12 protein-coding genes are annotated in these 15,456 nt (G+C 73.4%); 2 read left to right on the top strand and 10 right to left on the bottom strand.

What is annotated here, in order from left to right:
* Window positions 1-66: 66 nt before the first annotated feature.
* A complete protein-coding gene (locus DA075_RS12140) occupies window positions 67-1,707 on the bottom strand; it encodes an inorganic phosphate transporter (RefSeq protein WP_099953446.1) in 1,641 nt (546 codons plus the stop codon).
* Window positions 1,708-2,037: 330 nt separating this feature from the next.
* Here DA075_RS12140 and DA075_RS12135 point away from each other — a divergent pair, with 330 nt between their 5' ends.
* Window positions 2,038-2,271, top strand: a complete 234-nt coding sequence (locus tag DA075_RS12135) for a GcrA family cell cycle regulator (protein WP_048430796.1) — start codon at window positions 2,038-2,040, stop codon at window positions 2,269-2,271.
* Between the two features lie 54 nt (window positions 2,272-2,325).
* On the opposite strand, the gene DA075_RS12130 is transcribed toward DA075_RS12135, so the two are convergent.
* The 4 genes from DA075_RS12130 to crcB form a co-directional block, all read right to left on the bottom strand.
* Window positions 2,326-3,636, bottom strand: a complete 1,311-nt coding sequence (locus DA075_RS12130) for a CHASE3 domain-containing protein (protein WP_123834266.1) — start codon at window positions 3,634-3,636, stop codon at window positions 2,326-2,328.
* A 100-nt stretch (window positions 3,637-3,736) separates the two neighbouring features.
* Complete coding sequence (locus DA075_RS12125; RefSeq protein WP_099953444.1) at window positions 3,737-6,271, bottom strand: sensor histidine kinase; 2,535 nt, start codon at window positions 6,269-6,271, stop codon at window positions 3,737-3,739.
* Between the two features lie 68 nt (window positions 6,272-6,339).
* Entirely contained in the window at window positions 6,340-6,645 is a 306-nt protein-coding gene (locus DA075_RS12120) for an Rdx family protein (protein WP_099953443.1), read from the bottom strand.
* Between the two features lie 66 nt (window positions 6,646-6,711).
* Window positions 6,712-7,083, bottom strand: a complete 372-nt coding sequence (gene crcB, locus DA075_RS12115) for a fluoride efflux transporter CrcB (RefSeq protein WP_099956556.1) — start codon at window positions 7,081-7,083, stop codon at window positions 6,712-6,714.
* A gap of 204 nt (window positions 7,084-7,287) precedes the next feature.
* Here crcB and DA075_RS12110 point away from each other — a divergent pair, with 204 nt between their 5' ends.
* Entirely contained in the window at window positions 7,288-9,786 is a 2,499-nt protein-coding gene (locus tag DA075_RS12110) for an esterase-like activity of phytase family protein (protein ID WP_099953442.1), read from the top strand.
* A gap of 155 nt (window positions 9,787-9,941) precedes the next feature.
* Here DA075_RS12110 and DA075_RS12105 read toward each other — a convergent pair whose 3' ends face one another.
* From DA075_RS12105 to ccmI, 5 genes are all read right to left on the bottom strand, one after another.
* Window positions 9,942-10,937 (bottom strand): P1 family peptidase, encoded by a 996-nt coding sequence (locus DA075_RS12105; RefSeq protein ID WP_099953441.1) that lies wholly within the window; start codon window positions 10,935-10,937, stop codon window positions 9,942-9,944.
* A complete protein-coding gene (locus DA075_RS12100; protein ID WP_099953440.1) occupies window positions 10,934-11,401 on the bottom strand; it encodes a cytochrome c-type biogenesis protein in 468 nt (155 codons plus the stop codon). The genes DA075_RS12105 and DA075_RS12100 overlap by 4 nt, the downstream gene beginning before the upstream one ends.
* Window positions 11,402-11,406: 5 nt before the next feature.
* Window positions 11,407-13,404, bottom strand: a complete 1,998-nt coding sequence (locus DA075_RS12095) for a heme lyase CcmF/NrfE family subunit (RefSeq protein WP_099953439.1) — start codon at window positions 13,402-13,404, stop codon at window positions 11,407-11,409.
* Between the two features lie 153 nt (window positions 13,405-13,557).
* Window positions 13,558-14,076 (bottom strand): cytochrome c maturation protein CcmE, encoded by a 519-nt coding sequence (ccmE, locus tag DA075_RS12090; RefSeq protein WP_099953438.1) that lies wholly within the window; start codon window positions 14,074-14,076, stop codon window positions 13,558-13,560.
* Window positions 14,077-14,265: 189 nt separating this feature from the next.
* Complete coding sequence (ccmI, locus tag DA075_RS12085; protein WP_099953437.1) at window positions 14,266-15,399, bottom strand: c-type cytochrome biogenesis protein CcmI; 1,134 nt, start codon at window positions 15,397-15,399, stop codon at window positions 14,266-14,268.
* Window positions 15,400-15,456 lie beyond the last annotated feature (57 nt).

Raw genomic sequence — 15,456 nt, 5'->3', positions numbered from 1 at the left:
CCGCCCCGGGCGGTTACACCGATGGGGGGCGGGTTGCCAGCCCGGTCGCGCCTCGGAACGGATCCCTCAGAAGACCTGCCGCAAGCCCCAGTACAGGACACCCGCCAGCGTGATCGCCGCCGGCAGGGTCAGGATCCAGGCGAGCGCCAGGTTGCGCACGGTCGTCCTCTGCAGGCCGGTGCCGTTGGCCCACATCGTGCCGGCGACGCCGCTCGACAGGATGTGGGTGGTCGAGACCGGCATCCCGTAGGCCTCGGCGAGGCCGATCGTGCCGGCGGCGACCGCCTCGGCGGAGGCGCCCTGCGCGTAGGTGAGGTGCTGCTTGCCGATTCGCTCGCCGACCGTGACGACGATCCGCTTCCAGCCCACCATCGTGCCGAGGCCGAGCGCGAGGGCGACCACGACCTTGACCCAGGTCGGGATGATGCGGGTGCCGTCGTCGAGGGTGCGCTGGTAGTCCTTGAGGGTCTTCTGCTCGGCGTCGGAGAAGGGCGAATGCTCGCCGGTGAGGAGCCGCACCGCGTCGCTGGCGAGATACATGTCGTTGCGCAGGTTCTGCGTCGCCTCCGCCGGCACGTGCCGGATGGCGCCGTAGTTCTTCACCTCGGCGGCGATGTCGTCCGCGAGCCCGGCGAGCGCCGCGACGGCCTCCGGCGCGGCGAGGGCTTTGGCCGGCGCCTCCGCCTTCAAGGTCTCCCCGATCTTGGCCCGGGCGCCGGCGGCGTCGGGCACGGCGGCGGAGCCGGCGTGGTCGCGAAACACCCGGCTCGCGGCTTGTGAGCCCTGCACGAAGGCGGGCGTGCTCGAATCCGGCATGGTGCGGTTGAGCGCGTAGGCCGTGGGGGCGGCGCCGATCAGGATCAGCATGATCAGGCCCATGCCCTTCTGGCCGTCATTGCCCCCATGGGCGAAGGACACGCCGGTGCAGGTCAGGATCAGGAGGCCCCGGATCCAGAGCGGCGGCGGCGCATCGCCCTCGGGCGCGCGGTAGAGGTCGGGCCGTCGCACCTTGAGCACGAGGAGCAGGAGGGCGGCGCAGACGAAGCCGACGATCGGGCTGAACAGCAGCGACTCGAGGACGTTGGCCGCCTGTCCCCAGGCCACGCCCGAGGCGGCGTGGCCCGGCGCCATCAGCTGGTTGGCGAGGCCGACGCCGATCACCGAGCCGATCAGCGCGTGCGAGGAGGAGTTCGGCAGGCCAAGCGCCCAGGTGCCGAGGTTCCACACGATCGCCGCGAGCAGGAGCGCGAAGATCATCGCATAGCCGGCGCCTGAGCCGACCTGAAGGATCAGCTCCACCGGCAGCAGCGTCACGACGCTGTAGGCCACCGCCCCGGTCGAGGCCATGACGCCGAGGAAGTTGAACGCGCCCGACCAGATCACCGCGGCGAGGGGCGGCATCGAATGGGTGTAGATCACGGTCGCCACCGCGTTGGCGGTGTCGTGGAAGCCGTTCACGAACTCGAAGGCGAGGGCGATGAGGAGGGCGAGGCCGAGCAGCGCGAAGGCCCCGAGGGCCAGCGGCGGCTGGCCGGCCTCCTGCATGTCGGCGACGAGGTTGTAGCCTCCATAGGCGAGCCCGGCGGCCAGCACCGCCAGGAAGCCGATCGTCGCCACCGGGTGCACGCCGTGGTCGAGGCGAGGACCGGAGCGGGCGTGACCATGCGCCGCGCCGGTGCGATCGGGGGCGAGGGCGGCATCGGACATGCTGGACTCGGGGCACACTCGTGGCGTCACGGATCCAGCAAGGATAAGGCGCCCAGATGGCAAGTCGATGACGCCGCAGGGGATGGGCCGGAGCCGCCGCGGACACGTCCGGGCTGTCGAAAACCACACGTAAATGCTTAGGGGGCTTGCGTTCTGCGAGACGCAACCCCAAATTCATACGATCACCGCTGCCCCTGCGACGCGTGTGCGCACGGGTCCCAAGGGCCGCGGATCTCATGGGTGGAGAATCCGGTGACGGACCTGCCCTCCACGAACCGGCCCGGTGCCCTTCTGGTCGAGGGTGACGGAAGGCCAGCGAGTCAGTACCCGATGAACCAGCTCGTGCGCATGTCGCATATCGTGACCGCAGACGCCGTCGAGGAGCCCTCCCCGAGCCTCCGGGTTCCGTTCGCCCAGTCGGGCGCCTTCGTCTGCAAATTCATCATCGGCGAACCCAACGACCGTGCGGTCTGCTGCGGTGCGCCGGTGCAGGACGGCAAGAGCTGGTGCGCCTTCCACCGCCGGATCGTCTTCGAGCCGACCCGGCCGGGGCGGCTGCGATAGCAGAGACCGGCCGGGACCGCTACCCCGTCCCGCGTCGTTTTTCTCCCGCCCTTCTCAGGCAGCCCGACCGTAGATCGGGAAGGCCTCCTGCCGGCCGCGCAGCGGCTGGCGGCTGACCTCGCGCCATTCCGCGCCGGAGACGCGCGCCGCATCGAGCGCGGCCTGCGACACCAGCGTGGTGGTGCCGAAGGTCTTGGTCGCCTGTTCGAGCCGGGCCGCGACGTTGACCGCGTCGCCGAGCACGGTGAATTCGAGCCGGTCGTCGTCGCCGACCACGCCGACGAACACCTCGCCGCAATGCACCCCGATGCCGATCCGCACCGGGGCTTCGCGCTGGCCCGCATTCCACTCGGCCACCAGCCCCTCCAGCCGTCCCGCGAAGGCGATGGCCTGGGCGGCGGCGTCCGCCCGCGCCTCCGGCACGCCGAACACCACCAGGGCGCCGTCGCCCATGAACTTGTCGATCACGCCCCCGGTCTCCCGGGCGGCCTGGGCGACGCAGCGCCGGAACCCCGTCACCAGGAGGGCCACCGTCTCGGGATCGGCCCGCTCGGCGATCGCGGTGGATCCGCGCATGTCCACGAAGGCGATGGCCGCGTGGCGCCGCTCGCCGAGCCGCAGGCCGCCGCCCCGCTCCAGTCCGCCGCGCTCGAGGAGGGGCGCCAGCTCCGCCGGCAGGAAGCGCGACAGGGCCGCCCGCCGCGCCGTCTCGCGTAAGGCGAGGACCGCGAGCAGCGCCATGATGCCGACCGACACGACGCTGCCGATTCCGACCAAGGCCTCGATCCGGTGGGCGTGCCGCTGGTAGCCCACCAGCAGGTCGTCCTCCTGGGCGCGCATCGACTCGATGATCCGGCGGATCCCGTCCATCTCCGCCTTGCCCTCGCCGGCCCGCACCAGGGCCAGCGCGCCGTCCCGGTCGCCGGCGCGGTCGAGGGCGAGCGTCCGGTCGAGCTCGGCGAACTTGCGGTCGATGGCGGGGCGGAGCGCGCGGAGGCGGGCCTCCTGAGTCGGGGAGGCGCGCAGCTCCGCGTCCAGCACCGGCAGCTCCGCGGCGATCCGGGCCTGCCCGGCGGTGTAGGGCACCAGGAAGGCCGGATCGCCGGTGAGCAGGTAGCCGCGCTGCCCGGTCTCGCTGTCCAGGAGGTCGGCCAGCACCTGCATCAGGGTCCGGTCGACCGTCAGCGTGTGGGTGATGCGGTGCTGGACGCTGCTCTGCCAGGCGAGCAGCACCCCGTTGGCGGACCCGACCAGCAGCAGCAGGGCCGCCCCCGCGGCGGTCAGCCCGGCCCGGCTGCGCACCGGGCCGAGCCGCGCGCCGAGCGGCCGGCGGGCCGAGGGGCTTGGCGTCGAGTCTGGGATCATCGGCGGGTCCGTCCGGCGCCGGGCGCGGACGGGCCCTCGGCTCCCGGCGATATGGGACGATTCCCTCCGGCCGCCATCGACCGTCCGGCCGACGTCAGCCTCACGGCTGCCCTGCCGCCCGGCGCCGGGCCGGGGCGGCACCGCTCTCCGCCCGCTGCTCCGGACGGATCCCGCCCGGCTCGGCGAGCGGCGCCACGATGGTGCAGACCACGCCCTCGCGCGGGAAGTTCAGGCTCACCGTGCCGTCGAGCTCGCGGGCGAGGCTGAGCTCGATCAGGCGGGAGCCGAAGCCGGTGCGGGTCGGGGGGACGACCGGCGGCCCGCCGCGCTCCTGCCAGCGCAGCGAGAGGCACCCGTCGGCGACGCTCCACGACAGGGCGACCTGGCCCGCCGGCACCGAGAGGGCGCCGTACTTGACCGCGTTGGTGGCGAGCTCGTGCAAAGCCATGGCGATGGAGAGGGCGATGCGGGGCGGCAGGCGTAAGGAGGGCCCGCCGACCGCGAAGCGCGAGGGCGCGCCCGGCCCGTCGAGGGGGGCGAGGGCGTCCTTCACCACCTCGGCCAGCTCCGCTCCCTCCCAGCTCTCGCGGGTGAGCACGTCGTGGACGCGCGCGAGCGCGATCAGCCGCGCCTCGAAAGCCGTTTTGGCGCTGGCGGCCTGTACTCCGTCGAGGCCGCGCAGGCTCTGCATCGCGATCGACTGCACGGTGGCCAGCGTGTTCTTCACCCGGTGGTTCAGCTCGTGGACCAGCAGGCGCAGGTGCTCCTCGGCCCGCTTGCGCTCGGTCACCTCCTGGTGGATGCCGATCACCCGCCGCGCCCGGCCGCCGGCATCGCGCTGCACGATCGCCTGGGCGCTGACCCAGCGCAGCGGCGATCCGTCCGTCCGGATCCGGAACTCGGTGCGGTACTCGGCCTCGCCCGCGAGCAGGGCGGCGAGCGCCGCCTCGATCCGGGCCCGGTCCTCCGGATGCACGGTGCGGGTCCAGGCCTCGCGCGAGAGGGGGGCTTGCCCGAAGATCTCGGCCGAGCGGGCCGAGAGGCGGTGCTGCCCGGAGGCGAGGTCGATCTCCCAGGTGCCGAGCCGCCCGGCGGCCAGCGCCAGCCGCAGGCGCTCCTCGCCCTCGCGCAGGGCGGTCTCGGCGTCCTTGGCCTCGGTGATGTCGACGTTGCAGCCGGTATAGCCGAGGAAGCGGCCGTGATCGTCGAGGCGGGCGACGCCCTCGCACAGGATCCAGCGCGTCGCCCCGTGCCGGTCGATCACCCGTGTCGCGTGGCGGAACGGCGTGCGCGCGGCGAAGGCGCTCTCGAACGCCGCCTCGAAGCCGGGCAGGTCGTCCGGATGGACGATCTCGCGCCAGCGGCCCCCGCTCAGCGTCTCGGTCGAGCGGCCGAACAGGTAGTCGTAGTGGAGGTTGACGAAGACGACCTCGCCCGCGTCGTCGGTCATCCAGATCAGGGCCGGGGCGGAATCGGCCATGTGGCGGAAGCGCGCCTCGCTCTCGCGCAGGGCGGCGAGGCTGCGGCTCTGCTCGGCCAGCGCCTGGTCGCGCTCGGCGATGCGCCGGCGCAGGCTCTGCGAGGCGTCGGCCAGGGTGTCGGCGAGCTGGCGGATCTCGCGGATCGGCGTCGAGACCCGCGGCACCGGCTGGCCGGCGGCGAGCGCCCCGCCCGCCGCGGCGAGCTGGCGCAGGGGCTCGGCGACCCGCGCCCACAGCGTCACCGCGAGCGCCGACGACACCGCCAGCGCCAGGAGCCCGAACCCCCCGAAGGCCAGGACCCAGGTGCGCAGGGGCGCCTCGACCTGCTGCCGGGGGATGCTGGCGCCCACGGTCCAGCCCGCCGCCTTCGCGGTGGTCTCGACGTAGAGGACCGGCCGCCGGCGCCGGTCGATCCCCTCCCAGATGTCCGCGGCGCCGGTCGGGTGGCCGCGCAACGCCGCCTGCATCGGCTGGCCGGCGAGGCTGGCATGGTCCTCCGAGCGGGCGAGCAGGAGGCCGCTGCGGTCGACGACCGCGGTGGTCCAGCCCGGCGCGAGGTCCTGGACCAGGATCTGGTGAAGCCGGTCCACCGGCACCGTGACGCTGAGCACGTAGGCCGGCGCCCCGTCGATCGTCACCGGCACCGCCACGTCGTAGGTCGGCGGCTGCCCGGGCGCGCCGGCGCGGACGCCGCCGATCACCGGCTGCTTCGTCGCCAGCACCGCGGCATCCTCGGGATGCGGGTCCTGCGGCAGCGGCGCGCCGGGGGGCAGGGCGGTGTTGACGAGCTGGGTCCCGTCCCGCCGGCGCAGCGAGAGGCGAAGGCCCGTCGTCTCCGTCACGGCCCGGGCCTGGGTCTCGAACCCGCCGAGGGTGTCCTGACCAAATCCGGCCTGACGCAAGCGCGGCGAGGCCGAGAGGGTCTGCAGCACCGAGACCAGCCCGGCCATGTCCCGGTCGATGCTGAGCGCGATGCCGCGCACGCTCTCGCGGGCATCCTGCTGGAAGCGGACCCGCTCCAGGGCGGCGTAGCGGCCGAGCAGCACGGCGGTGAAGATCAGGCCCGGCCCGATCAGGGCGATCGCCAGGGCGACGAGGTAGACCTGCGTCGACAGCCCGTCCCGCCGCAGGGCGTTGAGCCGGCGGCGGATCATGGCGTGGTCCTCATGACTCTGTCCTGGAGGCCCTGGCGGCGCGCGGGCGGCGCGGCATGGTCAAGGCGTCAGGCCCTGTCGATGTGGCCGAGGTCGCGGCCGGGCTCGATCCGGTCACGCACCCGCTGTTTGAGGGTCTTGATGTCGGGAAATCCCCCGTCGCGCTTGCGCTCCCAGATCAGGGCATCGCCGCAGGTGATCGCGAAGGCGCCGCCGGTCCCGGGGATCAGCGCCACCTCTCCGAGGGCGTCGCGGAACGTGGAGAGCAGCTCCTGCGCCATCCAGCCGGCCCGCAGCAGCCAGTTGCACTGGGTGCAGTAGGTGATGGCGATGCGGGGCTTCTCGGCCTCTGGACGGGGGACGGTGTCGCTCATCTTGGGAAGGACTCCGCCTGCGATCCCCCCGCTTGTCAACCCGCGCAGGATGCGACGGCGCCCGCCTCACGCGAGCTGGCGCAGCACCAGGAGGCTCACCGCGACGCCCGCGATGCCGGCCGCCACCGAGACCGCGACATAGGCCAGCGCCGCCGCGTGCGCGCCACGCTCCCAGAGCAGGAAGGCCTCGAGCGAGAAGGTCGAGAAGGTGGTGAAGCCGCCGAGGATGCCGGTGGTGAGGAAGAGCCGCAGGGCCTGCGGCCCCCCGCCCCGGGCGGCGAACCAGCCGGTGAGCACCCCCATCATGACCGAGCCGGCGATGTTGATCAGCATCGTGCCGAACGGGAAGCTGCTGCCCGCCCGCGCCGCCCAGAGATTGACGCCGTGGCGCAGCGCCCCGCCGAGGCCGGCGCCGAGAAAGACCACCAGGTAGCTCACCGGTCCGTCGCCTCCGTTGATCGGGCGAGGCGACCGCCTCGCGGGAGGCTTCTGCCACGGCCGGCCGCGCAGGGCGAGGCCGTCGGCGCAACCGTGGCCCGCACGCCGCACCGGGTTCCGTTCGGTGCCGATCGGCCACACTCCGTCACGCGACTGTCACCGACCCGCCCCATCGCTGCCGCGAAGTCAGCTCGGGGGCGAATCGTGACCACCATCTCCATCCGCGCCGCTCTCGCGGCGGGCAGCCTGATCGCGGGCGCGGGCCTCGCGCAAGGCCAGTCGATCGAGGCGCGGGTGCCGAACCTGCAGCCCATCGACGGTCCCGTCTCGGTGAATGCCGGCGGCACCACCCTCGTCAACCAGGGTCTCCAGGGCGTCGCCCGGCTGCCGGCCACCACCCGGGACTTCCTCGGCGATTCCCTCGGCTCGTTCTCGTCGCTCGCCGTCGACCTCGCGACCTGGCGGCGCACCGGCGACACCTATGCGGGCACGCTCTACACGCTGCCCGACCGCGGCTACAACAACCCGGACGGCGGCCTGTTCAGCGATTATGCGGGCCGGCTCAACCGGTTCACCTTGCGCTTCACGCCCTATACCGGCGCCGCCGCCCTGCCGCAGGCGACGAGTTCGCAGAGCCAGATCACCCTGACGCCGGATGGCGGCATCGTGCTCACCGACGCCAAGGGCCAGCGCTTCAGCGGCCTCGATCCGGCGGCCGGCACCACCCGCCAGCTCGGCGCCGTGCTGCCGTCGGCCGCCGCCGGCCCGAGCGCCGGGCGGATCAGCCTCGATGCCGAGGGCCTGGCCCGGCGCCTCGACGGCTCGTTCTACGTCAGCGATGAGTACGGCCCGAACATCTACTACTTCAACCGCAGCGGCCAGCTGCAGGGCCTGATCGGCATCCCGGCGGCGCTCCAGCCGGTGACGAACGGCCAGCTCAACTTCAACTCGCTCACCCCGCCCGATACGGGCCGGCGCAACAACCAGGGCCTCGAGGCGCTGGCGCTGACGCCGGACGGGCGCGGCCTCGTCGCCATCCTGCAGAGCGCGACGCTCCAGGATTCCGGCCCGAACCAGCAGCAGCGGGCCAATACCCGCATCCTCTACTACGACGTTTCCGGCAGCCCGACCCCCTCGGCCCCGAGCCGCGAATACGTGCTGCAGCTGCCGGTCTACAACCAGAACGGCAATGGCGGGGCGCCGAACCGCACCGCGGCCCAGAGCGAGATGCTGGCGCTCAACGACACCCAGTTCCTGGTCCTGTCGCGCGATTCGAACGGGCTCGGCACCGGCAACACCACGCCGATCGTCTACAAGAGCGTGCTCCTCGTCGACACGGCAGGGGCCACCAACATCGCCGGCGGCCCCTATGACGGCACGACGCCGATCTCGCCGAACGGCACGTTGCGGGCTGGCCTCACCCCGGTAAAGACCACCGAGGTCGTCGACATCCTCAACCCGGTGCAGCTCAACCGCTTCGGGATGAACCTCACCACCAACCCGGCGAGCCAGACCACCCTGCCGGAGAAGATCGAGGCGATGGGCCTCGTGCCGGTCCTGAGCGAGCGGGCGCCCAACGACTACTTCCTGCTCGTCGGCAACGACAACGACTTCCTGACCCGCCAGGGCGCCATCAACGGCCAGCCCTACGATGCCGGCATCAACAACGACAACATCCTGCTCGCCTACCGGCTGACCCTGCCGACCTACGTCGATCCGCTCTCGCTCGCCGTGATGAAGGCGACGGCGCCGACGGTGCTGCAGGGTCTCGGCGCCGGCGCCGTCGGCGTCGCGGCGTCCGCGACCCGCAGCATGCAGGACCACCTCTCGGCGCTGCGCCGCAGCGCCGGCTTGGCCAGCCAGGGAGCCTGGGGCACGTCCGGCCCGGCGCTCTGGGTCGGGGGCGATGTCGTCTTCGCCGACCAGCCGCGCAACGGCGGCCTGTCCCTCGACCGCACCATCGCGCAAGGCTCGGCCGGCTTCGACCTGCCGCTCACCGGCCCGTGGCGGGCCGGCCTCGCGGTCGGCGGGGGCGGCGGCTCGCTCTCGCGGCCGCAGGGCTTCCGCCAGGACCAGAGCGCCTTCACGGTCGCGGCCTATGGCGGCTATTACGGCCCGACCTTCTACGCGCAGGGCATCGTCGGCGGCGCGCCGATCATCGACCTCTCCGGTCTGCGCCGTCCGGCCGCCTACGGCCTGACGGCCGACGCCAAGACCTCCGCCACCGCGCTGGCGCTGGACGGCGAGACCGGCCTGATCCTCGACCGCGACGCGTTCCGCCTGATGCCCTTCGCGGGCCTGAGCCACTACTCGGCGCGCGTCAGCGGCTTCACCGAGACGGGGGCTGCGGGCAACAACGTGGCGTATGGCGGGATTACGGTGCTCCAGACCACCGCCCGCTTCGGCGCCGAGCTCGCCTATACGGGGTTCGGCGGCATCGTCCCCTCGGTGCGGGTGGCCTACAATCTCGGCCTCGGGCCGCGGCAGAGCGCCGGCCTGTTCCGCCTCGCCAGCGTCCAGAACCCGCTTGCCGCCGCCACGGCCGCGATCCCGTTCCTGAAGTCCGACTTCGTCACCGCCGGCTTCGGCCTCCAGGGCAGCCTGACCGAGCAGCTCGGCTGGCGCGTGGATTACCAGGCGGCGATCGGCACCCGGGCCGGGGTGGCCCACGGGGTCACGGCGGGGCTGCGGTACCAGTTCTGAGGGGGAAGTGGTGGGCGTCCGGCAGCGGGTGCCCGCCCTTCGGCATCGCGAACCCGGCCCTTTCCCGGATCTCTTCCCGCTTCGCTTCAGTCGTGCAGGCCCGTTTCGGGCCGGGACGGGGAGGGCGTAGGATCGGGCGACGAGCGCATCCCTCCTTACCCCCCGAACCGGTCCCGCCACGCGGCCTGCGCGCCCGCCACCGGCAGGGCGCGCGCGTGGTAGACCCCGAGCGCCACCGCCCGCGCCAGCACCCGCGCCGCGGCGTCGCCCAAGCGTGCCAGGTCCCCGACCGGGTCGGCGAGCGGCACGGCGCCGGTCGCGGCGGAGAAGACCAGATCGCCGTCGAGGGGCGTGTGGGCCGGCACGATCGCCCGGGCGAGGCCGTCCTGCGCCATCACGGCGAGGCGGCGGGCCTCGGCCTTGGTCAGGCGGGCATCGGTCGCGACCACCGCGATCGTCGTGTTGGCGCCGGGCATCGGCTTTGCCGGCCAGGCGAAGGCGTCGGGCGGAATTTGTGGCGCGGGGCCTAAGCCCCCGAACTCGGCCCCCTCCTCGAACGGCCCGGCCCAGAAATGCGGGCCGTCCCCCACCGTGACGCGCCCCAGCGCGTTCACCGCCACCAGGGCGGCGACGCGGGCACCCACGCCCTCGACCAGGGCCGAGGCGCTGCCGAGGCCGCCTTTGAGGTTCGCGGTGCGGGCGCCGAGCCCGGCCCCGACCGAGCCTATCGGCACCGGACCGGCGCTCGCCGCGACGGCCGCGGCGTAGCCGAGGTCGCGATAAGGGGGAAAGCGGCCCCAATCCTTGTCGCCGCCGTTGAGGAGATCGAACAGGATCGCCGCCGGCACGATCGGCACCCGGGCCGCGCCGACCGCGAAGCCGCGGCCGGTCTCGGCGAGCCGGGCGACGACGCCCGCGGCGGCATCGAGCCCGAAGACCGAGCCGCCGGACAGGACGAGGGCGTCGACCCCCGGCACGGTGCGCTCGGGATCGAGGAGGTCGGTCTCGCGCGTGCCCGGCCCGCCGCCGCGGATATCGACTGCCGCCACTGTCGGCGCCTCGAAGACGATCGCGGTGACGCCGGAGAGCGCGCGGGCATCCTCGGCGTGGCCGACGCGGATGCCGGCGATGTCGGTGAGGCTGCCGCTCACCGCGGCTCGGCCCGGCGCATCAGGTCGGCGACCGCCTCCTCCTCGGCGGCCGAGAGGGCCTTGGGCGCGGGCGCTTTCCGCCGGCGGGCGGCGGCGGCGAGGGCGAGACCGCCGAGGCCCACCACCAGGACCGGGGTCAGCCAGAGCAGGGCGGTGTGCCAGGCGACGACCGGGCGCAGCAGCACGAACTCGCCGTAGCGCTGGACCACGTAGTGCAGCACCGCGTCGTCGTCGTCGCCCTGGCGCAGGCGCTCGCGCACGATCAGCCGCAGGTCGCGGGCGAGCGGCGCGTCGGAATCGTCGATCGACTGGTTCTGGCAGACGAGGCAGCGCAGGCCGGACGAGATCGCCCTAGCCCGCTTCTCCAGGCTCGGGTCCTTCATCACCTCCTCGGGCTGCACCGCGCCGGCGGCGACGGGCATGAGCAGCGCCAGGGCGAGGAGGGCGGAGCGCAGGGCACGCATCGGGGCTACTCCGCCGGGACCGAGTGGGGCGGCACCGGGCCGGCCGCGTCGCGGATGGCCGGCCGCAGGGCCGGGGCGCCGACGCGGAAGCGCCGGTCGGTGAGGGAGAGGCCGCCGCCGAGCGCCATCACCACGGCGCCGAGCCAGATCAGCAGCACCAGGGGCTTGTAGTACAGGCGGATGCCGATGCGGCCGTCCGTCCCGGTCTCGCCGACGCTGGCATAGACCTGGCTCACCCCGAGGGTGAGCAGGCCCGCCTCGCTCACCGACATGTTGCGCGAGGCGTAGAAACGCTTGCCCGGCTCGATCACCCCGACCGGATCGCCGCCCTCCCGGATGGTCAGGTGGGCGACGGTCTCGGTGTAGTTGGGCCCGGTGCGGGGCAGGACACCTTCCAGCACCGCCACGTAGGGGCCGGCGCGCAGCTCGCCGCCGCGCTGGATGGTGGCGAGGGATTCGACGCTCCAGGCCTGGGCGGCGATGCCGATCACCGTGACGCCGACGCCGGCATGGGCCAGAGCCGTGCCCCAGGCCGAGCGCGGCAGGCCGGCGGCGCGGCGCAGCGACAGACCGAACGTCTTGCCCCGGGCCCGGGTGACGATCTCGAGGGCGGCCCCCAGGATCAGGTAGGCGCCGAGCCCGATGCCGAGCGGCGCCCCCACCGGCCCGCCCCAGGTGACGGCGATGGCCAGAAGCGCGATGGCGAGCGCGAGCGCGAAGCCGACGAACAGCCGCTGGCTCGCCGCCGCGAGGTCGCCGCGCTTCCAGGCCAGCGTCTGGCCGAACGGCACCACGAGGAGCAGCGGCACGGCGAGCGGCAGGAAGGTCAGGTTGAAGAAGGGCGGCCCGACCGAGATCTTCTCCCCCGTCAGCGACTCGAGCACGAGCGGATAGAGCGTGCCGACCAGCACCGTGGCGCAGGCCGCCGACAGGAACAGGTTGTTCATCACCAGCGCGCCCTCGCGGGAGATCGGCGCGAACAGGCCGCCCTGGCGCAAGGTGGGCGCGCGCCAGGCGTAGAGCGCCAGCGAGCCGCCGATGAACAGCACCAGGATGCCGAGGATGAAGGTGCCGCGGGTCGGGTCGGTGGCGAAGGTGTGGACCGAGGTCAGCACGCCCGAGCGCACCAGGAAGGTGCCGAGCAGCGACAGCGAGAAGGTCAGGATGGCGAGCAGCACCGTCCAGACCTTGAGGGCGTCGCGCTTCTCCATCACGACGGTGGAGTGGACGAGCGCCGTGCCGGCGAGCCAGGGCATCAGCGAGGCGTTCTCGACCGGGTCCCAGAACCACCAGCCGCCCCAGCCGAGCTCGTAATACGCCCAGTACGACCCCATGGCGATGCCGACGGTGAGGAAGCACCAGGCCGCCAGCGTCCAGGGCCGCACGGCGCGAGCCCAGGCGGCGTCGATCCGGCCCTCGATCAAGGCCGCGATGGCGAAGGCGAAGGTGATCGAGAAGCCGACATAGCCGAGATAGAGCAGCGGCGGATGGATCGCGAGGCCCGGATCCTGGAGCAGCGGGTTGAGGTCGCGCCCCTCGACCGGGGCCGGGTTGAGCCGGGCGAAGGGGTTCGAGGTGACGAGGATGAAGAGCAGGAACACCGCGGTGATCGCGGCCTGCACGCCCAGCGTGTTGGCGCGGAGGGTGGGCGGCACGGCGTTGCGGGCGAGCGCCACCACGGCGCCGAACAGCGCCAGGATCAGCACCCAGAGCAGCATCGAGCCCTCGTGGTTCCCCCAGACGCCGGAGATCTTGTAGATCAGCGGCTTCATCGAGTGCGAGTTCTCGACGACGTTCTGGACCGAGAAGTCCGAGGTCACGTGGGCGTAGGTCAGCGCCCCGAACGCGAAGGCGATGCACGCGAAGGTGGCGAGCGCCGCCGGCACCGTGACGCTGCGCAGGACCGGGTCGCCGGCGCGGCTCGCCCAGACCGGCATCACCATCTGCGTCAGCGACAGGGCGAGCGCCAGGGCGAGGGCGTAGTGACCAACCTCGATCAGCACCAGGGCGACCTTTCGGTAAGCGTTTTGTCCATCGGGACGGGCGATCGGTCGACGGTTCTCCCGACCCGGCGTCCTGCCGCGGCGGATCGCGGGCGTCATCTTAGTCCGGTTCGTCTTCAGCGCCGCCAAGACCTTCCGCCGCACGGGGCGGGACTATTGGACGGCGGTGCGGGAGACGGGCTCGGCGGAGCCTTGCGCGGACGAGTTTTTTCCGGACGTGTCTTGTCCCGGCTTGCCGGCGCCTTCCTGCCAGCGCCCCTGCGCCTTGAGGGCGTCGGCGACCTCGCGGGGCATGTAGGTCTCGTCGTGCTTGGCCAGCACCGTGTCGGCGCGAAAAATCCCGTCGGGCTCCAGCACGCCCTCGGTCACCACGCCCTGGCCCTCGCGGAAGAGGTCGGGCAGCAGGCCACGGTAGCGCACCTGCACGGTCGAGCCGGTGTCGGTGACGGCGAACGCCACCTTTCCGTCGGCCTCGCGCTTGAGCGAGCCGGCCTCGACCAGCCCGCCGAGGCGGAAGCGGGTGCCGGGCGCGACCTTCTGGCCCGCCACCTCGGTCGGCGAGCGGAAGAACACGATGGTGTCGCGCATCGCCGTGAGGACGAGCCCGAGGGCCGCCGCCAGCACGGCGCCGCAGACGAGGATGAGGACGGAACGGCGGCGCCGGCGCGTCATGGTGCGGGTCTCAAGGCCAGCAGCGGGGGAGGGGGGTGAGCGTCATGAGGGGCGTCTCCCGGAGGCGGCCGGCGCGGGGCCGGCTCTGTTGGTTGTCACTGTATAGCAGAGCTTGTGCGGCGAAGCCGAGACCGGCGCGCCCCTCCCCCCTCCCCCGCAGAGGGGGGAGGGGTTCGGCCGTCGCGATCCTCACGGCACCGCCTTCGCGGTGCCCAATCCCATCTCCCGCGCCGCCTCCTCCACCGGAGCGAGCTTGGCCGTATCGTTCCCGAGCGCGGTCCGCGCCTGCGCCAGGGTCTCCTCCGCCCTCGGTCGCTCGCCGAGCACCCCATAGGAGCGCACCAGCCGGGCCCACTCCTCCGGCGTGCCACCCTTCTCGGCGAGGCGCTGGGCTAGCCCCTCGACCATGCCGCGGACCATGCCGCGCTGCTCCTCGCCCATCGCGGGCTTGGCGGCGGCAGGCGGCGCGGTGCCGTCGAGGCGGGCGAGGCTGTCGCGCACCATCGGCAGCCAGGGCGCGTCGGGCGGCGCGGCGGCGGCGAGGGCGGCGTAGCGGGCGCGGGCCTTGTCGCGGTCGCCGTCCTGCTCGGCGGCGCGGGCGAGGTAGAATTGCGGCTTGACCGCCTTCGCATCCTGGCGGAGCGCCCGCTCGAAGGCGTCGCGGGCCTTCGACGAGACGACCCCGTCGCTCGCCGCCACCAGGGCCTCGCCGTAATCGGCGAGCCGCCCGGCCTCCTCGCCGAGGATCCGCAGGGCGTTCTCGTAGGCCTTGATCGCATCCTCGACGCGGCCGAGGCGCAGATAGACCGGCGCCAGCACCGCCCAGCCGCGGCCGTCCTCCGGCGCCTGGGCGAGATGGGCCTCGATCTGCGCCACCGCCGCCGCGAGGTCGTTGCCGGCCGTCCGCGCGTGGGCCAGGCGCTCGGCCTGGGGCTGGGCCGGCAGGTCCGGCGAGCCGTAGATGCCGTAGACGAGGAGCGCGACGAGCGGCACCGTCGAGAGGGCGAAGGCGGAGGCCGCCCGGCGCCGGCGCAGGGCCGGCTCGCCCATCGCCCCGGCGACCCGGCCGGGATCCCGGCTCGCCCGCAGGAGGCGGCGCGCGGCTTCCGCCCGGGCGGCCTCGGCCTCCGGCGCGGCCAGGAGCCCGCGGGCCGCGTCGCGGTCGATCTCGCGCAGCTGGTCGCGGTAGAACCCGGTCTCGGTGGCGATCCGCGCCTCGCCTTCCGGGACGGCCGCGAAGCCAGGGCGGCGCGACATCGGCCAGAGCAGGGCGAGCACCGCCAAGCCGGTCATGAGCGCGAAGATGAACCAGATCGCCGTCATGCCGCTTCTGTATCCCCCGGGCCCGGGAGACACGATTATCGCCCGTGGCGACACGGT

It is taken from the genome of Methylobacterium currus (assembly GCF_003058325.1).
In the GTDB taxonomy this organism is placed as follows: domain Bacteria; phylum Pseudomonadota; class Alphaproteobacteria; order Rhizobiales; family Beijerinckiaceae; genus Methylobacterium; species Methylobacterium currus.
This window is presented reverse-complemented; position numbering and strand designations above follow the sequence as displayed.